Origin of the sequence: Arthrobacter sp. BB-1 (assembly GCF_006151685.1) — a bacterium.
In the GTDB taxonomy this organism is placed as follows: domain Bacteria; phylum Actinomycetota; class Actinomycetes; order Actinomycetales; family Micrococcaceae; genus Arthrobacter.
On record NZ_VDEV01000033.1, the window covers coordinates 99,253 to 122,421 of the forward strand.

Annotated in this window: 24 protein-coding genes; 16 read left to right on the forward strand and 8 right to left on the reverse strand. The window is 66.5% G+C overall.

Translation table 11 applies throughout. The features are described 5' to 3' along the window. The first annotated feature begins 48 nt into the window (after nt 1–48). Nucleotides 49–1,329, forward strand: a complete 1,281-nt coding sequence (locus tag FHJ30_RS18110; protein WP_139030641.1) for an HNH endonuclease signature motif containing protein — start codon at nt 49–51, stop codon at nt 1,327–1,329. A 17-nt stretch (nt 1,330–1,346) separates the two neighbouring features. On the opposite strand, the gene FHJ30_RS18115 is transcribed toward FHJ30_RS18110, so the two are convergent. The 3 genes from FHJ30_RS18115 to FHJ30_RS18125 form a co-directional block, all read right to left on the reverse strand. Next, nucleotides 1,347–2,246 carry a Rieske 2Fe-2S domain-containing protein gene (locus FHJ30_RS18115; RefSeq protein WP_139030642.1) on the reverse strand — a complete coding sequence of 300 codons (900 nt, stop codon included), beginning with the start codon at nt 2,244–2,246 and terminating at the stop codon, nt 1,347–1,349. A gap of 78 nt (nt 2,247–2,324) precedes the next feature. Then, nucleotides 2,325–2,624: a putative quinol monooxygenase gene (locus FHJ30_RS18120; protein WP_139030643.1), complete on the reverse strand. Its 300-nt coding sequence runs from the start codon at nt 2,622–2,624 to the stop codon at nt 2,325–2,327. A gap of 114 nt (nt 2,625–2,738) precedes the next feature. Beyond that, complete coding sequence (locus FHJ30_RS18125; RefSeq protein WP_240793756.1) at nt 2,739–4,121, reverse strand: cation:dicarboxylate symporter family transporter; 1,383 nt, start codon at nt 4,119–4,121, stop codon at nt 2,739–2,741. Nucleotides 4,122–4,361: 240 nt separating this feature from the next. Here FHJ30_RS18125 and FHJ30_RS18130 point away from each other — a divergent pair, with 240 nt between their 5' ends. Then, on the forward strand, nt 4,362–4,667 hold the full coding sequence (locus FHJ30_RS18130) for a hypothetical protein (protein WP_139030645.1): 306 nt from the start codon (nt 4,362–4,364) through the stop codon (nt 4,665–4,667). Continuing rightward, nucleotides 4,664–6,361, forward strand: coding sequence for an amidase (locus FHJ30_RS18135; protein ID WP_139030646.1), 1,698 nt, complete (start codon nt 4,664–4,666; stop codon nt 6,359–6,361). The genes FHJ30_RS18130 and FHJ30_RS18135 overlap by 4 nt, the downstream gene beginning before the upstream one ends. A 62-nt stretch (nt 6,362–6,423) precedes the next feature. Here the strand turns inward: FHJ30_RS18135 and FHJ30_RS18140 are convergent, their stop codons facing one another. After that, a complete protein-coding gene (locus FHJ30_RS18140) occupies nt 6,424–7,455 on the reverse strand; it encodes an Lrp/AsnC family transcriptional regulator (RefSeq protein WP_139030647.1) in 1,032 nt (343 codons plus the stop codon). A gap of 137 nt (nt 7,456–7,592) precedes the next feature. On the opposite strand from FHJ30_RS18140, the gene FHJ30_RS18145 reads away from it, so the two are divergent. Continuing rightward, nucleotides 7,593–8,825: a M20 family metallopeptidase gene (locus tag FHJ30_RS18145; RefSeq protein ID WP_139030648.1), complete on the forward strand. Its 1,233-nt coding sequence runs from the start codon at nt 7,593–7,595 to the stop codon at nt 8,823–8,825. Between the two features lie 62 nt (nt 8,826–8,887). Continuing rightward, the gene (locus FHJ30_RS18150) at nt 8,888–10,177 is read left to right on the forward strand and encodes an MFS transporter (protein ID WP_139030649.1); all 1,290 of its coding nucleotides are present in this window, start codon (nt 8,888–8,890) and stop codon (nt 10,175–10,177) included. 81 nt (nt 10,178–10,258) lie between these two features. On the opposite strand, the gene FHJ30_RS18155 is transcribed toward FHJ30_RS18150, so the two are convergent. Continuing rightward, a complete protein-coding gene (locus FHJ30_RS18155; protein WP_139030650.1) occupies nt 10,259–10,657 on the reverse strand; it encodes a cupin domain-containing protein in 399 nt (132 codons plus the stop codon). A 345-nt stretch (nt 10,658–11,002) separates the two neighbouring features. Here FHJ30_RS18155 and FHJ30_RS18160 point away from each other — a divergent pair, with 345 nt between their 5' ends. The 7 genes from FHJ30_RS18160 to bcp all read left to right on the forward strand — a co-directional run bounded on the left by FHJ30_RS18160 (nt 11,003) and on the right by bcp (nt 18,479). Further along, the gene (locus FHJ30_RS18160) at nt 11,003–11,803 is read left to right on the forward strand and encodes a hydroxypyruvate isomerase family protein (protein ID WP_139030651.1); all 801 of its coding nucleotides are present in this window, start codon (nt 11,003–11,005) and stop codon (nt 11,801–11,803) included. A gap of 62 nt (nt 11,804–11,865) precedes the next feature. Next, entirely contained in the window at nt 11,866–12,789 is a 924-nt protein-coding gene (locus FHJ30_RS18165) for a 2-hydroxy-3-oxopropionate reductase (RefSeq protein WP_257223700.1), read from the forward strand. A 141-nt stretch (nt 12,790–12,930) separates the two neighbouring features. Continuing rightward, nucleotides 12,931–14,721, forward strand: coding sequence for a glyoxylate carboligase (gene gcl, locus FHJ30_RS18170; protein WP_139030653.1), 1,791 nt, complete (start codon nt 12,931–12,933; stop codon nt 14,719–14,721). A gap of 2 nt (nt 14,722–14,723) precedes the next feature. Then, complete coding sequence (locus tag FHJ30_RS18175) at nt 14,724–15,932, forward strand: glycerate kinase (RefSeq protein ID WP_139030654.1); 1,209 nt, start codon at nt 14,724–14,726, stop codon at nt 15,930–15,932. Further along, on the forward strand, nt 15,925–17,268 hold the full coding sequence (gene allB, locus FHJ30_RS18180; protein WP_139030655.1) for an allantoinase AllB: 1,344 nt from the start codon (nt 15,925–15,927) through the stop codon (nt 17,266–17,268). The genes FHJ30_RS18175 and allB overlap by 8 nt, the downstream gene beginning before the upstream one ends. Before the next feature lie 8 nt (nt 17,269–17,276). Further along, entirely contained in the window at nt 17,277–17,918 is a 642-nt protein-coding gene (locus FHJ30_RS18185) for a winged helix-turn-helix domain-containing protein (RefSeq protein ID WP_139030656.1), read from the forward strand. A gap of 81 nt (nt 17,919–17,999) precedes the next feature. After that, nucleotides 18,000–18,479: a thioredoxin-dependent thiol peroxidase gene (gene bcp, locus FHJ30_RS18190; RefSeq protein WP_139030657.1), complete on the forward strand. Its 480-nt coding sequence runs from the start codon at nt 18,000–18,002 to the stop codon at nt 18,477–18,479. Between the two features lie 140 nt (nt 18,480–18,619). On the opposite strand, the gene FHJ30_RS18195 is transcribed toward bcp, so the two are convergent. Then, complete coding sequence (locus FHJ30_RS18195) at nt 18,620–20,134, reverse strand: MFS transporter (protein WP_171059124.1); 1,515 nt, start codon at nt 20,132–20,134, stop codon at nt 18,620–18,622. Nucleotides 20,135–20,192: 58 nt separating this feature from the next. After that, nucleotides 20,193–20,396 (reverse strand): hypothetical protein, encoded by a 204-nt coding sequence (locus FHJ30_RS18200; protein WP_139030658.1) that lies wholly within the window; start codon nt 20,394–20,396, stop codon nt 20,193–20,195. Between the two features lie 94 nt (nt 20,397–20,490). Here FHJ30_RS18200 and FHJ30_RS18205 point away from each other — a divergent pair, with 94 nt between their 5' ends. Next, nucleotides 20,491–21,069 (forward strand): GNAT family N-acetyltransferase, encoded by a 579-nt coding sequence (locus FHJ30_RS18205; RefSeq protein ID WP_139030659.1) that lies wholly within the window; start codon nt 20,491–20,493, stop codon nt 21,067–21,069. Nucleotides 21,070–21,283: 214 nt separating this feature from the next. Here FHJ30_RS18205 and FHJ30_RS18210 read toward each other — a convergent pair whose 3' ends face one another. After that, entirely contained in the window at nt 21,284–21,607 is a 324-nt protein-coding gene (locus tag FHJ30_RS18210; RefSeq protein WP_139030660.1) for a hypothetical protein, read from the reverse strand. A 329-nt stretch (nt 21,608–21,936) separates the two neighbouring features. Here FHJ30_RS18210 and uraD point away from each other — a divergent pair, with 329 nt between their 5' ends. The 3 genes from uraD to FHJ30_RS18225 are packed head-to-tail and all read left to right on the forward strand — an operon-like array spanning nt 21,937 to nt 23,111. Next, nucleotides 21,937–22,434, forward strand: coding sequence for a 2-oxo-4-hydroxy-4-carboxy-5-ureidoimidazoline decarboxylase (gene uraD / locus FHJ30_RS18215; protein ID WP_139030661.1), 498 nt, complete (start codon nt 21,937–21,939; stop codon nt 22,432–22,434). After that, nucleotides 22,431–22,769 (forward strand): hydroxyisourate hydrolase, encoded by a 339-nt coding sequence (uraH, locus tag FHJ30_RS18220; RefSeq protein ID WP_139030662.1) that lies wholly within the window; start codon nt 22,431–22,433, stop codon nt 22,767–22,769. Before uraD ends, uraH begins: the two co-directional genes overlap by 4 nt. A 27-nt stretch (nt 22,770–22,796) precedes the next feature. After that, nucleotides 22,797–23,111, forward strand: coding sequence for a hypothetical protein (locus tag FHJ30_RS18225; RefSeq protein ID WP_139030663.1), 315 nt, complete (start codon nt 22,797–22,799; stop codon nt 23,109–23,111). The last annotated feature ends 58 nt before the right edge of the window (nt 23,112–23,169 follow it).

Below are 23,169 nucleotides of genomic sequence, written 5' to 3' on the forward strand. Positions count from 1 at the left end.
CCATGACCCCACCCGGAGCGCCCGCCGCACGAACGGGCCTACGCCGAAATGTCAGCGGTCGAGGAAATCGCCGGGGTCCTGACCATCAGCTCCCCCGCCGCCGGGGCGCTCGCCACCTTGTCCCGGCAGCTCTGCGCCCTCCCGCTGGCCCTAGCCGCCCTGGCCGCCGGGACCATCTCCTGGCAGCACGCCACAATCATCGCCGACGAAACCCACGGCCTCGGCCCCGCCGGCGCCGCCGCCCTCGTAGCCCACTTCCTGAACCCGGGCACGCCCCGCCCGGCCCGCGGCGCCGCACCCGGTGACCTCGTCCCGGCACGGTTCCGCGCCAGAGTCCGCACCTGGCGGGAACGCCACCACCCCGAAACCCTCGAAAAACGCCACACCAAAAGCGCCGCCAACCGGCGCATGGAATACGCCCCGGACCGCGACGGCATGGCCTGGCTCTCCCTCTACCTGCCCGGCCACACCGCAAACGCCATCTGGAACCGCACCACCGCCCTCGCCCGCGGCGCCCAAAACCCCAACGAACACCGCACCCTCACCCAACTCCGGCCCGACATCGCCGCCCACCTCCTCCTCAGCACACCCAACACCCGCCACGCACACACCTGGGACGGCGGGCACACCGGGGACACCGCGGACGGCGGGCACACCGGGGACACCGCGGACGGCGGGGACAGCGGGGACCCTCTCAAGGGCGACGCAGCGGGCATCAGCAGCGTCCCAACACCCAAGGCAGACGTCCTTGTCACCGTCCCGGTATTCTCACTGCTGGGCCTCACCGACGAACCCGCCATGCTGGACGGCTTTGGCCCGATTCCCGCCACCATCGCCCGCAAACTCCTCACCGACGGCGCCAGCTCCTTCCACCGAGTCCTCGTCGACCCCCGCGACGGAGCACCACTGGACATCGGACGGACCAGCTACCGGCTCACCAAAGCCATGAAACACGCACTCCGCTTCCGCGACGGCAGATGCACCTTCCCCGGCTGCAACAACCACACCCCCGACAACGACACCGACCACCTCACCGCCTGGCACAACGGCGGCACCACCGCCATCAACAACCTCGGACAACTCTGCCCCAAACACCACCGCCTCAAACACAACAGCGGCTGGACACCAAGCCCGGCAACCACCAACGAACCACCCAGCTGGACCTCACCCACCGGACGCCACTACACAGCCGAACACCACCACTGGGAACCACCACAATGGCCACCCGGGACACTCCCCACCGCAACACCCAGGCCCCTGCCACCCGCACGCCGGCCACCCCAAAAAAGCCCCCTCGAACACGCACTCCAAAACCTGCTGACCGGCTGAGGCAACCGACGCAATGCTCAGTCGGCCCCCGGCAGGCACACCTCAACGAGGCCCCCGCTCACGCGCGTTTCGAACAGCGGCTGCCTTGCCGTTGCGGGACCGGCAAGCACTTCTCCTGTTCGCAGCGAGAAGGTGCTTCCATGCCATGGGCAGACGACGCAAGCGTCACCGCCGGCAGCGGCCCCGCCCTGAAGCCTGCCGCCCTTCAGCTTGCCTTCGTGAAGCGGCCCGGAGAGGTGGCTGCACACGTCGGACAGCACGCGGACATCGTCCGCCTCCCGGTAAACAAGCAGCGGAATCTCGGCAACAACAATCTTGTGGAGCTTTCCCTCGGGCAGTTCCGCCAGCGGCCCCAAGGGCTGCCATCCACTCGGGAAACGGTGCGGGAGGTCCTCACTGTGGTTTACTCCGGACGCCTGCCGGTAAGTGAGGTGGCCGCCCAGGAAACCGCCGGCACCCACTACGGCAAGGCCAAGGTACGCCAGCACCTTGCCGCTTCCCCTGCCTCCCTGTGCACGTGCCACCAGGGAGGCAACATAGAGGCTCGTTGCCGTGATGTTGGCAGCAGCGTGGACCAGCCCAACCCGCTGCTGCTGGCTGTGCAGCTGCGACCAGTCAGTAAACCCCGCGACGGCCGAAGGCACGGCCGTGCCCGCCCCCACCCCGATCAGGACCGCGGCAGCCCGGTCATTACCGGGGAATGCATCCAGTACGGCGGCCGATATCCACGCCCCGAGCGGCACCTGGACCGCCAGCGGATGCACCGGGTGCCCAATCGGAACCCCATGGAGGACGTCGCGCGCCCACTTCGGGCCGATAACCCGCTTCACCACTTTTCGGACCTTCTTGGCCACGGGATCCAGCCATTCGGCATCCTCCAGGCGGGTAACAAGTTCCAGTGCAGGCAGCGGCTTCATGCGTCTTCCTTACCCCATTGCTCCGTGTCCAGTCGTTGCCGGGAAGCTTACTTGCTGGAGCAGGCGGGGCACAGGGTCTCAGCGCAAGGGCGAACCCAGCACCGTGAACTGGTGGCCGCCCATTTCGCCGGAAAGCAGGGGCATGGCCTCAGTTATCGCAGCTTGTACGCTGTCCAGTCCCAGCGAAGCCCGGTGGGCCTCCGGTGATTCCCACAGTTCACACACGAATACCGTGTCCGGCGCGGCATCGTTGATGCCCACTTCGTAGAGCAGGCAGCCTGCCTCCTTCAGCCCGGCCATGGGCCGGACCAGGATGTCGACGACGGCGTCGCGCTGGCCGGGTTTGGTCTCAAGAGTCCCCACATTCGCAAAGGTCATAGGGACAGTGTGCAGGACGGGAACGGCAGGGACGACGGTGACGATGGAGACCGCACGCTACCGCGCCGCCCCGGGAAAACCCGCCACTGCTGAAGCTTCCGCCGAAGGTGACCGTTAGATCCCAGCCGCCATAACTTGGCCGTCCGGCACGGGGGTGCTGCCCGGCTCCGACGCCGCCTCCGCCGTCGTCGTGTCACCGGCAAAGGCGCGGAGCATGGCAGCGTGGTCGAACTGGCCCTCCCACTTAGCCACCACAAAAGTGGCCACGCAGTTCCCCAGCAGGTTCACCACCACGCGCATGGAGTCCATCAAGCGGTCCGCGCCAAGGAGGAGGGCCACGCCGGCCACCGGGAAGATCCCCAGCGCACCGGCGGTGGCGGAGAGCGCCAGGAACGCCGAACCGGGTACGCCGGCCATGCCTTTCGAGGTGAGCATGAGGACCCCAAGGGCGGCAAGTTGCTGGCCCAGGTCCAGGTTGTACCCGAAGGCCTGCGCCAGGAACAGGAGCGAGATGGACAGGTACAGCGCGGCACCGTCCAGGTTGAAGGAGTAGCCGGTGGGGATCACCAGGCCGGTGGTGGCACGGGAACAGCCGGCATTGGTCAGCTTGGTCATGATGCGCGGCAGCACGGATTCCGTGGAGGCGGTGCCCAGTGCCAGGACGAACTCTTCGCGAGTGTACTTCACGAACTGCCACAGCGGCACGCGCGGGTAGACCCATGCCACCACGAACAGCAGGCCGATGAACACCAGCGCTGCACCGTAGCAGGCAGCGATCAGCAGGGCGTAGGTGCCCAGCGAACCAAGACCGTACTGGCCAATGATGAATGCCATTGCGCCGAAGGCACCCACCGGAGCCACGCGCATCACCCAGCCCATGATCTTGAAGAACAGTTCCAGCACGGTTTCCATCAGGGTGATCACGGGGAGGCAGCGTTCACGCCCGACGACGACGATCGCCGCGCCGAAGAACACCGCGAAGCACAGGACCTGCAGCAGGTTGTTGCTGGCAAAGGCGCCCACCACGCTGGTAGGGATGATCCCAAGGAGGAACGCGCCGGCATCCTTGGGCGGGGCGGTGGCGGTTTTCGCGTTGAGGGCGTCCTGGGAGAGCGACGCCGGATCGATATTCAGTCCCGCGCCCGGCTGGAAAAGATTCCCCACCACGAGGCCGAAGACCAAGGCGAAGAGCGTGGCACCCGTGAAGTAGGCCAGTGCCTTCACTCCGACGCGGCCAACGGCCTTGACGTCGCTGACAGCGGCGATGCCCGTGACGATCACCAGGAAGATCAGCGGCGCGATGATCATCTTGATCAGTTGGATGAAGCCGTCACCCAAGGGGCGGAGCGCTGCGCCGATGTCGGGCCAGAAGTGGCCGATCAGGACCCCCGCAACGACTGCTGCCAGGATCTGGATGAAAAGGGACTTGTAGAGCGGCTTCCTGGGTGCCCCGGTGTGTGGTTGCGGGGAGGGTGCTCGGTTGGCGGTGATGTTCATGCCAGGCCTGTTCATTTGGGGACGGACGACAACAAGGGATGCCGCAGGGTCACGAGCAACGCTAGGGAGCCCATGTTTCCGGAAAGATAAATCCGTAATGCGGAATCATTAAGCCGACGGATGCCGGCGGTGCGAAATGAGCCGGCAACTTATGTGACATGACAGCGCCACAGGCGGGTGACAGTATCCCCTTGTCTCAGCTGCACGGGCTGCATGCCAGCCCCGTAGAAAAGGAGCATCATGCCCCTCACTCCCCCCACCGACGCCGAACTGGACACGATGATCAGGGCCCGCCTCGCCTCGCTCGGCATCGACCTGAACCAACTCCCGCCCGGAACCACCAGCGATCCGGAGACGGGAAGCCCCGGACAGGCATCAGTGCTGGCCAGCCTGCGCAGCTTCATGCGCACCACGGTCGCCGAACTCAGCGCCTACCAACTGCCTTTCGCTGGCCCGGCAGGCAAAGCGGACCCCGCGCTCTTGTCACAGCAGGCCTCCCCTCCCGCCCTGTACCCCTCGATCGACACTGCACGGAGGACGGCATGAACCCGGTGGGAAAGCTGGAGAACCAGCCCCTGGACCGCACCATCGACCGCCGGTCGTTCGTCAACAGGTTCGCCGTGTTGGCCGCGGCCACCTCACTCGGCGCGGCGGCGCTTCCCGCAGTTGCCCACGCAGCGCCGTCGTCCGCGGTGCCCGCCGGCATCAACCCGGATGCCTACGGCGACGTCCGGCCCGAGGCCCTGGCCGATATCACCGAGCTGACCATCTCGGAAGCGGCAAGCCTCATCCGGCAGGGCCGGCTCAGCGCAGAACTGCTGGTGGAGGCCTATCTGGACCGGATCGGCGCCTTTGATGCGAGCTACCAGGCGTTCAACCTCGTCGCCGCGGACGACGCCCTGGCCAGCGCCCGAGCCTTGGCCGGCGCGGCGTACAAGGGTCCCCTGCATGGCATTCCCCTCGCCATCAAGGACAACTACTACACCCGTGCCTATCCCACAACGGCCAACTCCTACATCTTCAAGGACTTCGTTCCGCCTTTTGACGCGACGGCGGTCTCGAGGCTGGCAGGGGCCGGCGGCATCGTCCTTGGCAAGACCCAGATGGGGCCGCTCGCCACCACCCGGGCCACCACGCCGGACGGCCGCGTCACCACGGTCAATGCGTGGACACCCGGGAACCCGCAGACGAATCCCGGCGGTTCCTCGTCCGGTTCAGCCACGGCAGTGGCCGCACGGATGGCAGCCTCCAGTGTCGGAACGCAAACAGGCGGCTCCATCACCGCGCCTTCCAACGCCCAGAACCTCACCGGGCTCAAGCCGACCATGGGCCGGGTTTCGTTGTACGGCATCATCCCCCTGAGCTACACCCGCGACCACCCTGGGCCCCTTGCCAGGGACGCAAAGGACGCCGCCATCATGCTGACCGCCATGGCGGGCGAGGACCCCAACGACCCGCGGACACTGGGGCTTCCGCCGGTTCCGGACCTGGTCCAGGCCGCCACCCCGGTGAGGCGCGGCAACAAGGTGACCATGCGCTGGGGTACCCGCGTGGGCGTCATCCCGGACTTCACCGCCGGGTCCTCGGAAACCGCGGCCGCACGGAAGGCCTTCCTGGACAAGCTCGCCGGGATTGAGGGCATCCAGGTGGTTGACGTGCGGCTGCCGGAGGACTGGGACACCCTCACCAGCACGGCCTTCAACAATGTCCGGCTGCCCGAACGCAGCGAGCCCTTCCTGCCGGTGCTGCGCAAGGACCTGCGCAGCTTTGGGGTCTCCGTCACCGGCTGGCTCCAGGGTTCCATGCTCGGGGCCAACGAGTACGTGCTGGGCCAGCGTGCCAAGGTCCTCCTGCTCGAACGCGTACTGAACGACCTCTTCGAGCAGTGCGACGTTGTGCTGCAGACCAGCCCCAACCCGTTTGACGCCATCGGCCTGCCGGAACTCGCCCTGCCCATCGGCTTCGACTCCGCGGGCGTTCCCATCGGCACCATCCTGGGCGGCCAGCCCTTCGCCGAAGACCGGCTTCTTGCCGTAGCTGCGGCCTACCAGGCCGTGACGGACTGGCACCTGCGGCGCCCGGCCAACCCTGCCGGCGAATCCCCCGAGGCAATCTCCGTTGATCCGTCCAAATCCCGGAAGCCCTTCAGCAAGAGCGCCCGGGGCAAGGTGGCGGCTGCGCCGGTCCCGCCGGGCCGGGGCCGCCTCGAGGCGCACGAGGTTGCCGAGCTGTCCCAGTAGCCGGTCCCCCAAGCCCCCCGGTCCGCCCCCTCCCCAAGCGGGCGGACCGGGACGTCCCCGCTTCAGTCCGCAGCCGGCAGCCCTTCGGCCTGCACCACCACAGCACCGCTCGACGTCGTGTCCTCCCTAAGCATCCAGCCCACCCGCTTCACCGTCCGCAGCATCACAACGCTCTCCACCAGTTCGATGTCCGGGACCTTCTGCTGCAGCGCCAGCTCGGCGTTCATAACGTCCGCCAGGGACTGCAGCCACATGATGATCACGAAATTGGTGGGGCCGGTGGTGGAAGCGCTGAGCCGGACATTGCTGATGGTGCGGATTTCGGCGGCGGCAGCCTCATGCCGGCCCGCCGGAACATTCGCGAACCACTGGCAGGTCACCGGGTAGGAGGAGTAGGCCTGCGCGATTTCGCACCGGAACAGCAGGATGCCGCTGGCCAGCACCCGATTCAGCTGCCGCTGCACCGTAGCCGGATGGCGTCCCAGCCCCCGTGCGATGTCCGCCGCGGTGGCGCGTCCGTCCCGTGCCAGGTACGGCAGCAAGTCCAGATGGCTGGCCGGCAGTTCCCCCTGTGGGCCGGGCCGCCGCGCCGCCGCACCGGCCGAGGCGCCAAGCGTCCTCAGCGTTGCCAGCTGGGACCGGTCCAGGACGTTCAGGCGCCACTCATCCGCGCTCGTGTGCAGGCGTGTGCACAGCGCCGTCTGGTACTTGGTGAGCCCCTCGACGGTCTTCAGCCTGGAAACCACGCGGCTGCTGAACTCATCCAGTGATTTCGTGATGACAGTCAACATCAGGTCCCGGTTGCTGGCCGCCTCCTCCACGGTGACGATCTCAGGGACGGCGGCCAGTTGCGCCGTGACATGGTCGCGCAGGTGCATCTCGCAGTCCACGGCAACGAACGCGAGGAGCATCTGCTGGGGATCCCCCACCAGGTGCGCCGTGACCCACGCGGCCCCGGTTGATGCCAGCCGCTCCCACCGGCCGGCCAGCGTGGTGGCATGGACGCCCAGCACCTTTGACGCATCTGCCCAGCCCAGCCTCGGAGACGACTGCAGGACCTGGATGAGCGCGAGGTCCTCTTCGCTGAGTTCCACTGGTGCCCTCCCTTTCGCCTGCACGAATCCTGCCTAACCAGCGCGCTTCCAGAATATTTCCAGCGCTTTCGCTGCATGTGAACTGCGCCACTCCAGAATAGTCGACAGACCCGGAACACCAATCCAAGGAGTAGCCAGTGCCCGTTACAGAAGATGCCCAGGAACTGCAGGGGGAGCTCGTCCGCCTCCGCCATGACCTGCACAGGCATCCGGAAATCGGGCTCCATCTTCCACGGACCCAGGAGAAGGTCCTCCAGGCCCTGGACGGGCTTCCCCTCGAAATCACCCTGGGCAAGGAAACCACCTCCGTCACCGCGGTGCTTCGCGGCCGTGGCGGCACCGATTCCGGAAACACCACAACCGATCGGCCCGCGGTCCTCCTCCGCGCGGACATGGACGGCCTCCCCGTGCAGGAAAAGACAGGGGTGGACTACTCATCCCGGGCGGACGGCGCCATGCACGCCTGCGGCCACGACCTGCACACCTCGATGCTCGCCGGGGCCGCCACGCTCCTCGCCGAGAAGCAGCACCAGCTCCAGGGCGACGTCGTCCTGATGTTCCAGCCCGGCGAAGAAGGCTGCGACGGAGCAAGCTACATGATCCGCGAAGGCGTCCTGGACGCCGCCGGTCCCCGAGTCCAGGCGGCCTACGGGATGCACGTGTTTTCCTCCCTCGAGCCGCATGGCACCTTTTGCACCAAGCCCGGCGTGATGCTCAGCGCCTCGGACGGGCTTGAAGTCACGGTACTCGGTGCCGGCGGCCACGGCTCCGCCCCCCACGCGGCAAAGGACCCCGTGACCGTGGCGGCCGAGATGGTCACCGCCCTGCAGGTCATGGTGACCCGGCAGTTCAACATGTTCGATCCCGTGGTGCTCTCGGTGGGCGTGCTCCACGCGGGCACCAAGCGGAACGTCATTCCCGAAACGGCGCGCATCGAGGCGACAGTCCGGACGTTCTCCGACGCATCCCGCCTGAGGATGAGGGAGGCCGTGCCGCGCCTGCTCCAGGGCATCGCGGCCGCGCACGGGGTGGAAGTCCACGTTGACTACCAGGAGGAATACCCCCTCACCATCACCAACGAGGACGAAACGCACACCGCGGAAAAGGTCATTTCAGGGCTCTTCGGCGAGCGCCGCCTTTCCCGCTGGGCCACTCCCCTGAGCGGCTCCGAGGACTTCTCCCGGGTACTGGCCGAAGTGCCGGGCACCTTCGTCGGCCTCAGCGCCGTCGCCCCTGGCGGCGATCCGGCCACCTCACCCTTCAACCACTCCCCTTACGCAACGTTCGACGACGGCGTGCTGGCTGACGGGGCAGCGCTTTACACGGAACTCGCCACCTCGCGCCTGGCGGCGCTTGCAGCGGCGTCCTAGCCGCCGTCGCCATCCCAACCCATCCCCGCCATCCTCTTCACCACGATCCTGAGGAAGTAACCATGTCCATGGCAGTAACCAAGCAGCAGACTGGACGCGTGTCCACTGCTAAAACCATCGTCGGAACCGGCATCGGCAACGCCGTGGAATGGTACGACTGGGCCATCTACGCCACATTCACGCCCTTCATCGCCAGCCAGCTCTTCAGCAAGGCCGACCCGGCGTCGGCGGTGCTGTCCACGTTGGCGATCTTCGCCGTCGGCTTCGTGGCACGGCCCTTCGGCGGCTTCCTCTTCGGCTGGATCGGCGACAGGGTGGGCCGGAAGACGTCCATGACGCTCGCCGTCGGGCTCGCCTCCTTGGGCAGCCTGATGATCGGCATCGCGCCCACGTTCGCAAGCATCGGCGCCTGGGCCTCGCTCATGCTGCTGGTGGCCCGCCTGGTGCAGGGCCTCGCGCACGGCGGTGAGCTGCCGTCGTCGCAAACCTACCTCTCCGAAATGGCACCCAAGGAGCACCGCGGGTTCTGGGCAACGCTGATCTACACGTCCGGCACAGTGGGCATCCTGTTCGGCACCCTGCTGGGCGCAGTCCTGAACATGACGCTGACCACCGAGGCCATGAACGCCTGGGGCTGGCGGATTCCGTTCCTCCTGGGCGCGGCAATGGGCCTCTACGCACTGATCATGCGGTCACGGCTGCACGAGACCGAGGCTTTCGAAGGCGAGTCCACCGCCGAAAAGCGTGCGCCCATCTGGCCGCAGATTGTCCGCCACCGCAAGCAGGCGCTGCAGGTAGTCGGGCTCACGGTGGGCCTCACGGTTATCTACTACATCTGGGGCGTCGTGGCACCGAGCTACGCCACCACAGCCCTGAAGATCGACCGCGGCGAGGCGCTGTGGGCAGGCGTGATCGCCAACATCGTGTTCATCGCTGCACTCCCCTTCTGGGGCAAGCTGTCCGACCGCATCGGACGCAAAAAGGTCCTGTGGTGCGGCGCAATCGGTGGAGGGATACTGCATTTCCCCATGACGTGGCTGCTGAAGGACTCCGCGTGGCAGCTCGCGGTAAGCATGTCCGTCATGCTGATCTTCATCGCCGCAAGCGCCGCGATTGTTCCGGCCGTTTACGCCGAGCTTTTCCCCACCTCCATCCGCACGGTGGGCGTGGGCGTGCCGTACTCCATCTGCGTGGCGGCCTTCGGCGGAACGGCCCCGTACTTGCAGCAGTGGCTGGGCACCACCATGGGAGTGCCCCAGGTGTTCAACGTGTACGCCGTGGTCCTCCTGGCCATCAGCGCCGCATTCGTCTTCACAATTCCGGAGACAAAGGGCAAGGACCTGACCCACTAGGAATCCGGCCGCCTTCCCGGCACACCACCAGTCCCCTGCCGCACGCAAGTGCGGCAGGGGACTTTTTTGTCCGGTGCTGCCTTAGATGCGGGCGTGCATCCCGAAGCTGCGGGGCCGGCCGAACGAGGCCGCGCCAAGGAATTCGACGGCGACGAACGGCTCATCGCCCACCACCCATTCGTCGTGCCCGGGAGGCAGCGCATAGGTGTCGTGGGCGTGGATCGTTGACCGTCCGCCGTCGGCCGTTTCCACCTCCAGCTGTCCTGAGATGCAGTAGCCAAGGTGGTGGTGCTCGCAGTAGGCGGTCAACTCAGCTGGCCTGGCAGAGTCGGACCACCGCCAGCCCGGCGCGAGGATCAGCCGCGCCACGGAGTAGTCGTCAACGGTGACAAGGTCGAATTCCGCCTTGTCCGGGCAACGCTTCGAGTCCGGTGAATCCAGGGACTTGACCGCCAGCGCCCTGATGAAATTTGCCGTCATGAGGTCACAGCCTGTGAGTGATGGTGGGAACGCCCGGCGCGGACCAGGCGATGGTTTTGGATGCCGCCGAGCGGCGAAGTTTATCGAGACCACATAGCCGCATGCGCCTCTGCCCCGGCGCACGCCCATCCACCGGACCCTGCCGATGTATCTCTAACCGTATCCCTGCGGCGCCTGAAGTCAATGGGAAATTTGCTGCGGGCCCGCAACCCGGTTCGCCTTGACTACTCGCCCCACCCTTCCCTAAGCTTTTCATAAAGCAGAATCTAATTTCCACAAAGCGGAAACAAAAGCAGTTCCGCCGCAAGGGAAGATAGATCAAAGCCCTCCTTGGAAGGACCTACGATGACGTACACAGTGAACTGCTCCATCCTCCTCACGGAACTGCCGCTGCTCGAACGCCCTGCAGCAGCCAAGGCAGCCGGCTTTGACGCTGTCGAGTTCTGGTGGCCGTTTGAGGCCTCCGTGCCCGCGGACTCCGAGGTGAGCCGGTTCGAGGACGCCATCAAGGACGCCGGCGTCCAGCTCACGGGCCTGAACTTCAATGCCGGCAACATGCCGGGAGGCGACCGTGGACTGGTGTCCTGGATGGAACGCGAGTCCGAGTTCAAGGACAACATCGATGTTGTGACCGGCATCGGTGAGCGCCTTGGCTGCAAGGCCTTTAACGCCCTCTACGGCAACCGGCAGGACGGCTTCACCCCCGAAGAGCAGGACGAGTTGGCGGTCAGGAACCTCGCGGCCGCAGCAGAAGGCGTCGCCCGGATCGGCGGCACAGTCCTCCTCGAACCTGTCAGCGGGGCACCCAGGTATCCGCTCCTCACGGCGGAGGACGCACTCAGGGTCATCGCCCGCGTGAAGGCGGAGGCCGGCGTCGGGAACATCAGGCTCCTCGCGGACTTCTACCACCTGTCCGTCAACGGCGACGACGTCGAAGCCGTTATTGAGAACCACGCCAAGGACTTCGGCCACATCCAGATCGCCGACAACCCTGGCCGCGGCGCCCCAGGAACGGGCACTCTCCCCTTGGGCGAATGGATCGCCCGCAGCCGCGAACTCGGCTACACGGGCTACATCGGCCTCGAGTACAAGGAACCCCAGGAAACCGCGTTCAGCTGGGCCACCCGCGAACACGCCTCCAACTAGACCCAACTAGGTAGCAGCAAGTGTCGTTTTGAACGCTCAGAACGACACTTAGCGCTACCCAGTTGGGTCCGGCATACACCACGCAGACTTCAGGAAAGAGAACCACCATGAGCAACGTTGCAGTTATCGGACTCGGAATCATGGGCCTGCCCATGGCCATCAACCTGGTCAAGGCCGGCCACGCCGTCACCGGCTTCAACCGCAGCCGGGACAAGGTCGACAAGCTCGTCTCGGAAGGCGGCAAGGGCGCCGCGAGCATCGCTGACGCCGTCAAGGATGCCGACGTCGTCATCACCATGGTGCCTGACTCCCCCGACGTTGAGGGCGTAGTCAGCGGCAAGGACGGCGTGTTCGCCAACGCGAAGCAGGGCACCCTGTGGATCGACGCCTCCAGCATCCGCCCGGACGTGGCGGTCCGCCTCGCGGCCGAGGCCAAGGAAGCCGGCATCCGCCCGCTCGATGCCCCGGTCTCCGGCGGCGAACAGGGCGCCATCGACGCCGTCCTCTCCATCATGGTTGGCGGCGACAAGGCAGACTTCGACGCCGCGCAGGACGTCCTGAACGCCGTCGGCAAGACCATCGTTCACGTCGGCCCCTCCGGCTCCGGCCAGACCGTCAAGGCTGCAAACCAGCTGATCGTCGCCGTCAACATCGAGGTTCTCGGCGAAGCCATCGCCTTCCTCGAGGCCTACGGCGTGGACACCGACGCCGCCCTCAAGGTCCTCGGCGGCGGCCTGGCCGGCTCCAAGGTCCTGGACCAGAAGGGCCAGAAGATGCTGGACCGCAACTTCGACCCCGGCTTCCGCCTGGCCCTGCACCACAAGGACCTGGGCATCGTCACCTCAGCCGCCCGTGAGGCCAACGTCGCCATCCCGCTCGGCGCGGTCGTCGCACAGCTCGTAGCCGCCACCGTCAACCAGGGCGACGGCGCACTGGACCACTCCGGACTCTTTAAGCAGGTCCTCCAGCTCAGCGGCAGGAAATAGGCACCGGCGCCAAAGGCGCCAAAGGCGCCTAAGAAACACCAGCAGGGTGCCCGCCGTCGTACATAAAACGACGGCGGTTCCCTCACCACACCCAAAAACACCCAGACTTCGCCCCAAGAGGGGCACAACAAGGAGCACCCCATGAGCAAGATGCGTACCGTTGATGCAGCGGTGGCCATCCTGGAAAAGGAAGGCGCCATCGAGGCGTTCGGCCTGCCAGGCGCCGCCATCAACCCCTTCTATTCCGCAATGCGCGCCCACGGCGGCATCCGCCACACCCTGGCCCGCCACGTTGAGGGCGCCAGCCACATGGCGGACGGCTTCAGCCGCGCCAAGGACGGCAACATCGGCATCTGCATCGGCACCTCCGGCCCGGCCGGAACGGACATGATCACCGGGCTTTACGCCGCCTGGGCAGACTCCATCCCCATGCTCTGCATCACCGGCCAGGCGCCGGTGGCCAAGCTGCACAAGGAAGACTTCCAGGCCGTGGACATCGAGTCCATCGCCAAGCCCGTGACCAAGATGGCCATGACCATCCTGGAGCCCGGCCAGGTTCCCGGCGCGTTCCAGAAGGCCTTCCAGCTGATGCGCTCCGGCCGCCCCGGCCCCGTGCTGCTGGACCTGCCCATCGACGTGCAGCTGGCCGAGATCGAGTTCGACATCGACACCTACGAACCCCTGCCCATCGAAAAACCGAAGGCCTCCCGCAAGCAGCTGGAGAAGGCACTGGACATGCTCACCGCGGCCAAGCATCCGCTGATCGTGGCCGGCGGCGGCATCATCAATGCCGGCGCCTCTGAACAGCTGGTTGAGCTGGCCGAGATCCTGAACATCCCGGTCATCCCCACGCTGATGGGCTGGGGCACCATCCCGGACGACCACCGGTTGATGGCCGGCATGGTGGGCCTGCAGACGAGCCACCGCTACGGCAACGAGAACTACCTGCAGAGCGACTTCGTGATCGGCATCGGCAACCGCTGGGCCAACCGCCACACCGGCGGCCTGGAAACCTACACGGCCGGCCGCACGTTCGTACACATCGACATCGAGCCCACGCAGATCGGCCGGGTATTCTCCCCGGACCTGGGCATCGCGTCCGACGCCGGTGCGGCGCTGGCAGGGCTGGTTGAGCTCGCCAAGGAGCGCAAGGCGGCAGGCTCCCTGCCGGACTACGGCGCCTGGGTTGCCGAATGTGCCGAGCGGAAGGCATCCCTGCACCGCAAGACCCACTTCGAGAACATCCCCATCAAGCCGCAGCGCGTGTACGAGGAAATGAACAGGTCCTTCGGCCGCGACACCATCTACGTGTCCACGATCGGACTGTCCCAGATTGCCGGCGCGCAGATGCTGCACGTGTTCGGCCCGCGCAAGTGGATCAATGCCGGCCAGGCAGGCCCGCTGGGCTGGACCGCCCCGGCAGCCCTCGGCGTCGTCCGCGGCAAGCCGGACGAAACCGTGGTGGCCCTCTCCGGCGACTACGACTTCCAGTTCATGATTGAGGAACTGGCCGTGGGCGCGCAGTTCAACCTGCCGTACATCCACGTGGTGGTGAACAACTCCTACCTGGGCCTGATCCGCCAGTCCCAGCGTGGCTTCAGCATGGAGCAGAACGTGTCCCTGGCGTTCGAGAACATCAACAGCACGCACCTGTCCGAGGAGACCCGCGGCTACGGCGTGGACCACCTGAAGGTGGCCGAGGGCCTGGGCTGCAAGGCCGTACGCGTGGAGGACCCCAACGATCTCGCCGCCGCCTTCGACAAGGCCAAGGCCCTCATGGGCGAATTCCAGGTTCCCGTGGTGGTGGAAGTGATCCTCGAAAAGGTCACCAACATCTCCATGGGACTGGAAATCAACGCCATCAACGAGTTCGAGGAACTGGCAGAGACCGCTGCCGATGCGCCCACCTCCATCCTGGCGCTGCAGGCCTGACCATGCGGATCGTCATTGCCCCGGACAAGTTCAAAGGATCCCTGTCCGCACCGGAAGTGTGTGCGCACTTGGAGAAGGGCCTGCAACGCGGGGCCGAAACGGCACACATCCACAACCTGGATGTGGTCCGGATTCCGGTGGCCGACGGCGGCGAGGGCACCCTCGACGCCGCCGTCGGCTCCGGTTTCACCCGCCGCGGCGCGGTGGTGGCAGGACCCACCGGCGACGCGGTCATGGCGGAGTTTGCCGTCCGCGGCAATGAAGCGGTCATTGAAATGGCGGCTGCCTCGGGCCTGGCCCTGCTCCCCGCCGGTGCCTTGGTGAACGGACGGCCAGGCCCGACGGCGGCACGCACCGCCACCAGCATGGGCACGGGCCAGCTCATCCGCGCCGCCCTGGACGCCGGCTGCAACCGCATCATCCTCGGGGTGGGCGGCAGCGCCAACACCGACGGCGGCGCCGGCGTCCTGCAGGGCCTCGGCGCCAGGTTCCTGGACAGTGCGGGCCGCGAACTTCCGGCCGGCGGGGCGGCACTGGCCCACCTGGACCGGATCGACCTCAGCGGGTTCGAACCCCGGTTGAAGGACACGCGCTTTGTGCTGGCGTCCGACGTCGACAATCCCCTGCTGGGTGCCCGGGGCGCCGCGGCGATCTTCGGCCCGCAGAAGGGCGCCGCACAACAGGACGTCGAGCTGCTCGACGCCGCCCTGGCCAGGTTTGTCGAAGTCCTGGCCCGGGAGATCGGATTCCGCGCGGTGAAGGCCGCCGAGGCTCCCGGTGCCGGGGCAGCCGGCGGCGTCGGCTACGCAGCCATCGCCGTGCTGGCCGCGACGCGGCGGCCGGGAATCGACGTCGTCCTGGAATTCACGGAAGTGGAGCAGAAACTTGCCGGCGCCCACTTGGTGATCACCGGCGAAGGCAGCCTGGATGAGCAGAGCCTGCTCGGCAAAACACCCCTGGGTGTGGCGCGGGCAGCCGCAGCTCAAGGGGTCCCGGTGATCGCCGTGTGCGGACGGTCCACCCTTACGCAGGGCGAGGCGAATGCCGCCGGATTCGAGGACGTTTACGCTTTGACGGAACTCGAAAGCAATGTAGACAGGTGCATAGCAGGGGCAGCGCAGCTTCTGGAGCAGTTGGGCACCCGGATCGGCGGACGGCTGGCGGCCAACACGCCTGCCACCGCAAGCACCAAGGAGGACCTCCGTGTCTGAAGAACGTCTTGACCTCGTCATCCGGGGCCGGCGCATCCTTACCACCGCCGGCATCGCGCCGCGCGAGGTTGGCGTCCGCAACGGCAAAATCGTCGCGATCGAACCGCTCGGCACCAACCTGGCCGGCACCGAGGTCCTGGAACTGGCCGACGACGAAACCCTGATCCCCGGCCTGGTGGACACCCACGTCCACGTCAACGAACCCGGCCGCACCGAGTGGGAGGGCTTCGCCTCGGCCACCCGCGCCGCGGCGGCGGGCGGCGTGACCACCATCATCGATATGCCGCTGAACTCCGTCCCGCCCACCACCACGGTGGAAAACCTGAAGCTCAAGCGCGAGGTGGCCGAGGACCAGGCGTTCATCGACGTCGGGTTCTGGGGCGGTGCCATCCCCGGCAACAAGGCCGACCTGCGCCCCCTGCATGACGAGGGTGTCTTCGGCTTCAAGTGCTTCCTCCTGCACTCCGGCGTGGACGAGTTCCCGCACCTGGATGCGGCCCAAATGGAGGAGGACATGAGGGAGTTGAAGTCCTTCGACTCCCTCATGATCGTCCACGCCGAGGACCCGCACACCATCGACCGCGCACCGCACCCCGGCGGCGCCCATTACTCCACGTTCCTTGCCTCCCGCCCCCGCGGTGCCGAGAACAAGGCCATCGCCGAGGTCATCGAACGGGCCCGCCGCACCGGTGCGCGCGCCCACATCCTGCACCTGTCGTCGTCGGACGCGCTGCCCATGATTGCCTCCGCAAAGCGCGACGGTGTCAAGCTCACCGTTGAGACGTGCCCGCACTACCTGACGCTGACGGCCGAGGAGATCCCGGACGGCGCAACGGCCTACAAGTGCTGCCCGCCCATCCGCGAGGCCTCCAACCGGGAACTGCTCTGGCAGGGGCTGCTGGATGGCACCATCGACTGCATCGTCTCGGACCACTCCCCCTCCACACTGGACCTGAAGGACCTGGAAAACGGTGACTTCGCCGTGGCCTGGGGTGGCGTCTCATCGCTCCAGCTGGGCCTGTCCCTGATCTGGACGGAGGCCCGGGACCGCGGCATCCCGCTCGAGCAGGTGGTGTCCTGGATGGGCGAAAAACCCGCCGCCCTGGCGCAGCTCTCCGGCAAAGGCCAGCTGGCGCTGGGGTTCGAAGCCGATTTCGCCGTTTTCGCTCCGGACGAAGCCTTCGTGGTGGACGCCTCCAAGCTCAAGCACAAGAATCCCATCACCCCCTACGATGGCAAGGCCCTCTCCGGCGTGGTCCGCAAGACATTCCTGCGCGGCGCCGTGGTGGACGGCAAGACCCCCATGGGCAAGCTGATCCGCCGCGGCGGGGCCTAGGACGCGCCATGGCAGTGGAAGCCCACCATCCGAGGGGGTTGTCCCGGCATCCTGTTCCGGCCAAGCGCCCTGCTGCCCAGCCTCCCCGGGCAGCTGCCCGCGGCCTTGCCGTGTGGGTGGTCCCCAGGGAAGGCACCAGCCCCGAACTCATCGCCCGCGCCGCCCAACTGGTGCTTGCCCGCGCCCTCCAGACCGCTCCGGAGGCGGAAGTCCACGTGCCTGCCGCCGGAGCACCCACACCCGCGACACCCAGCCAGTCAGCGTCGGAGAACCCAGGCGGTAAGCAGGACGACGACGGCACGCGCCTCCCGCCGTCGGCGGGCCCTGTCAGCAGGGTGGCCGTGGACCTGGCGGCGGATACCGTCCTGCTGGACGGGCGCCCGGTGCCGCTGACAGGCGTCGAATTCAAGGTGCTCAGGTACTTGGTGACCCACCTGTCGCGGCCCGTGGACCGGGAGGAATTGCAGGCGTTCCTGGAGTCGCTGCAATTTCCCGGTGCGTCAGCCCGGGCCATCGATGTGTATGTGGGCCGGATCCGCCGGAAACTCGGGAATGCGCGCCATGCCGTTGCCACCGTCCGGGGCGGCGGATACCAGTTTGTGCCCGGTCCCTGCGCCACCGTTCGCGGCCCGGCGGAATACTGCATATGACGCCGGAGTTGTATGACTAAGCGGAAACCCGCTTCACTTGATGTTTTGCCATTACCTGACAAAGACTTCCAAAGGAATGCCATGAGCCAGACCCTGACCACCAAGCTTCAGCCCGGAACCCAGGCCCCTGATTTCACCCTCCAGGACGCCCAGGGCCGCGGGACTGCCTTGGCCGACTACCGTGGCAAGAACGTCATTGTGTACTTCTACCCCAAGGCCGCCACCCCTGGCTGCACCACCGAGGCCTGCGACTTCCGCGACAGCCTGGCCTCCCTGCAGGGCAAGGGCTACGAGGTCATCGGCATCTCCCCCGACGCCCCCGAGGCCCTGGCCGGCTTCACGGGCGACTTCTCCCTGACCTTCCCGCTGCTCTCCGACCCCGACCACGCCGTTGCCTTGGCCTACGGCGCCTGGGGCGAGAAGCTCGTCAAGGGCGAAATCGTCGAGGGCATCGTCCGCTCCACCGTGGTGGTGGACCCCGAAGGCAAGGTCACCCTGGCCCAGTACCAGGTGAAGGCCGACGGCCACGTCGCAGCCCTGAAGGAAGCCCTGGGCATCTGACGCTCTCGCACTTAACGCGGCATTTCCCCGGACGCTCTCTCACTTAACGCGGCGGTTCGACCAACGCTCCCGCACTTAACGCGGCATTTCGACCAACGCTCCCGCACTGCGCACCTGCGCACTGCGGGAGCGTTCAGGGTTTAAGGCTCTGCACCCTTCGCCGCTCGCTCGTCTGCCGCCGCCTGCTCGTCTGCGGCCGCCCGGGCGTAGGAGACTGAGATCCGCCGGTAGACCGGGGTCAGGAAGGCCAGTAGCGCGGCCACAACCATGATGGTGCCGGCAACCAGGAACACCAGGGCGATCCCGCGGGAGGTGCCTTCGCCCAGGAGCGGGGCCAACTGGGCGGCGCCGTCGGCGGAGCGTGCGTAGGGGATGATCCAGAACTGGGCGATCGGTGCGATGAGGAATGCCGTGACCGGCGAGGCCGCGGACTCGAACGCCATGGCGAATCCGAACACCCGGCCCTGCCGCTGCAACGGCACCACCTGCTGGATGACGGTCTGCTCCGCCGCCTCCACAAAAGGCACCAGGACCAGGTACGCCCAGATTCCTGCGATGTAGAGCCATGCCCACTCCCGCAGCGTGAACACCGCCCCGAGGACCCCCATCAGGACCACGGCGAGGAGCAGGGTGCGCAGCGGGTTGGACCCCAGCCCGAACTTTCCGATCAGGGCACCGCCCACCAATATCCCGGTGAAGCCGACAGCAGAGAAGATGCCCCAAAGCTCTACCGGGAACATTTCCAGGCCGTACGGGTCCATCAACGCCATGTACACGCCGCCGATGAAGTTGTTGAACGTGGAGAAGAGGATCAGTGCGAAAAGCCCCGAAATGGCCAGCACTGCGGCGAGGGAGCCGCGCAGGTCGAACCCGCCGTGGGCGTCGGTTGCAGCCGCGCGCACCTCCTCGGGCATGCGCAGGGTGAGCAGGTGCGCGAACGCGAGTGCGGTGAGCACCAGGGCGGCTCCGATGGTCCAGCCCATGCCCAGCAGTCCCACCGAGAGCCCGGAAAGCACTGAAGTGACAATGAACATCAGTCCCTGCACCATGCCCACCAGCCCGTTGGCGTTAGCGCGCCGGTCCGGCTCGATGAGGATGGTGACAGTGGTGGAAAGGGCGATGTTCCGCATGTTCTCCACCACGGCGCCGATCAGGACGACCAGGACGAAAATCCAGAACCACGGCCGCGCCAGGTCCAGCAGCGCCGACGAGGGCGTCAGCAGGAACATGACCCCGGACAGCACGAACATCACCAGGGTGAAGGCAGCGGCAAAGCGCATCACGGCCAGTTTGCGGTAGCGGTCCACAAAAGTGCCGAAGCTGATGCTGGAAAGGGCGATCAGCAGCATATAGGCGCCGCCCACCACTCCGGTAGCTATGACGTTGCGCGTTTCCAGGTACACCCAGAACGTCAGCGCGAACCAGAGGTAGCTGGTGGTGACATTGGCGAGGGCGGTGTTCACCAGGATCCCGGTGAAGGTGCGGGAGCGCTGGGCCGGAGTGCGCAGTGAGGTGTCGACGGCGTCCGGATCAGTGAGGTGCGGAGCCTCCCCTACCTCCACGGGCGCGGACGTGTCCGCCATGTCCTCGCTGGGTCTTTTCCCGCCGTCGGAAGCCGAAGCGGCGCGCGGCCGGACCGGTTCCTGCTCGGTCATGCGTCCCAGTGTAGTGACAACTGACACTCATGGACACGGCCAGGACCAGCAAGAGGGGTCAGCGTTGGTCGCGGTCGTTGAATTCAACATCCAGTTCGTAGTGGCGGAACTCCGTTTCACGGTTCACTTCCCCGTCGACCACCACTTCGTGGTCAAGCTGGCGTTGAACCCGGCTGTCCAGGACCTGGAGTTCCTGGTCAGACACCTTTTCCAAATCATCCGGGAACTGGTCTTCCGGAGTGAGGTGCAGCTTATCGTTCATTGACCGCCATGCCTTCCTGCAGTTGCCTGGCTGCCCAGTCTAGCGCTGCTTGCGCGCCGTTGCCGGACTCCCTGCCCGGTGACAGGATGGCCGCATGGCGATCCACGTCCGTCCCGCAACAACGTTCGAGGACGTCAAAACCGTGCTGGGGCCAAAGCGGCCGGACGCGAACGTGTGCTGGTGCCTGAGCTACCGCGTCCCGTCCAGACTGAACCAGGCCCTTCGCGGGACCGAGCGCGGGGACCTGGTCAGGCAGTTGGTGGCGGAGGATCCTCCGCCAGGGGTTTTAGCGTACGACGGCGATGAGCCAGTTGGGTGGGCAGCGGTCCACCCGCGTGCGGACACGAGTTTCGCCGGCAACCGGAAGATCCCGCACGTGGACAGCCTGGACGTGTGGTCCGTCTGGTGTATCAGGGTGCGGCCGGGATACCGCGGCAGGGGCATTTCGCACCACTTGCTGGCTGGCGCCGTGGACCTGGCCCGGAGCTACGGCGCACCGGCCGTAGAGGGCTATCCGGTGGATAACGGCGGCAGGAAAGTGGACCTCACCATGGCCTATGTGGGCACCCGGAAACTGTTCGAGGACGCGGGTTTCAGCAAGGCCGCGGACACGGAGTCAGTCCTGAATGGCTTCCCGCGGGTGCTGATGCGACTTGAGTTGCAGCCGCGCTGAAGACGCCCAGACCTTAGGGGGCCCAGGGCTGAAAGGCGTCAGGGCTTCTTCCACCAGCTACCCGGCCAGCCCTCATCAATTGCCCACAGCGCCAGGAGCAGCGCGTCGGCAGTCATGAGGCCAGCAATAAGGTACGCCCACCCTGTAAACCAACTCATCGCAATCTCCTGACTTGGTAAACCCCCAGCCACTCGATTGCTCATAAGTGTGGCACTTAAAGCGCCGCTACGGAACGGCTCCAGTCCGCAGTCCTGAAAAGCGCTTCCAACCTGTGGTGCGCTTCGGTTTCCAGCTTGAGGCGGCGGGTCAGCTTCTCCACCTGCTGGGACATTTCGGCGCCTAACGGAAGCCTGTCCCCCGGCCAGCTCCAGACCTCCCGCGATTCCGCCAAGGCTTCGGCCAGCGCACTGGCGGCAGCGCGCACCTTCCGCCTGTGAAAGTAGACGCGCAGTAACGCCCGGCCCTTGAGAAGGGCCGCATCCAGGGCCGCGCAGGCCAGGGCACTGACCGCCTGGTCTTTGATGTTGATTTGTCGCATGGGCTGCACCTTCTCCGAGCCGTTCAGCTTCCCGGCGGGTCGTCTTTGACCCTCGCCGTGGAAGCTGCTGCCTGTCTTCGAGTGTCCCGCGCGCACCTCAACGTCCAGGCAAGCCGGCCTAAGGATTTCCGCAAGATCGGGTAACGCGGCATCTGTTGTAGTCTCTTGACACCACAGCCTGACTGCTTTTCAATATTACGTATGCTGAAATAACAGTTCCATGATGCGGAATCCGCGTAGCAGTCCTGCTGTTGCCGGCGCCGGAAAGGCCGGCCTCCGCATAGCCGTCGCCATGGATGCCAGCAGATCGCACCTAGGAACCAGCCAGCATGAAGCTTGCCGAATTCAACAGCGCGGACCCCGGGCGGGCCGCGGAAACCTTGAGGCCCTGCATCGACGTCACACGATGGGTGGATGCCATCACGGCCAGCCGCCCGTTCACCAGCAAGGACGCCCTGCTCGCCTACGCGTCGCAGGCAGCCAGCCCCTTCACCCCTACTGAGGTTGAGGCCGCCATGGCGCACCATCCGCGCATCGGGGAACGTCCGACGGCGGCCAGCACCGAAGCGTCCATGTCCCGTTCCGAGCAGGCCGGGGTGGATCCTGCGGACACCGCCATCGCCGAAGCCCTGGCCCGCGGCAACAGGGATTATGAGGAGAAGTTCGGGCGGGTTTTCCTCATCCGGGCCGCCGGCCGCACCGCTCCGGAAATCCTGCAGGCCCTGAACGAACGGCTGGCGAACTCCCCGGCCGAAGAAGACACCATCGTGGCCCAGCAGCTGCGCGAAATCGCCGTACTCCGGCTTGAAGGACTGATCACCGAATGAGCGTCTCGCACATCACTACGCACATCCTCGACACCGGCGCCGGACGCCCGGCGGCGGGAGTCGCCGTCGTCCTTTACCGGAATGATGGCGGCACCTGGCGCCACGTTGCAGATTCCACCACCGACACCGACGGCCGCGCCAAGGACCTAGGACCGGAACGGCTGGAGGCCGGGCACTACAAACTCAACTTCGCCACCGGCGACTACTACGCGGGCCTGCAGACAGCCACGTTCTTCCCCGAGGTTGACCTGGTGTTCGAGGTGACCGGGCCGGAGCACTACCACATCCCCCTCCTCCTGAGCCCGTTCGCCTACTCCACCTACCGCGGCAGCTGAGGGCCGCGAAAAATGTAGGCTTGAAGCATGCCTTCTGAACAACCCCCCGCCGAGCGGCGCGAAGTTACGGTCCGCCGTGCGCCCAAGTATGTGCCGTTCCTCATCCTCGGCGCACTGGTGGGCATCGGGGCCGCAGCGGTGGCGGCCTACGCTGTTCCGGCGAACCCCAGCTTCGACGCCGGCGCCGTCTTCGGGTTCTTTATGGTCCTGTTCGCCGGCGGTGGCGCCATCCTCGGCGCGGTGCTGGCACTGGTTCTGGACCGCCGCAGCGTCAGGCGGCAGGAGCGGGCCGTGGTGGAAGCCGTGCCGGACTCCGAGCCGGACACAGAGCCCCAGCCGTAGGCCCGGCGCAACGGGCCCGGGTCACAAACGGGCGGCCGGAAAAGTCCTACCCCATGTC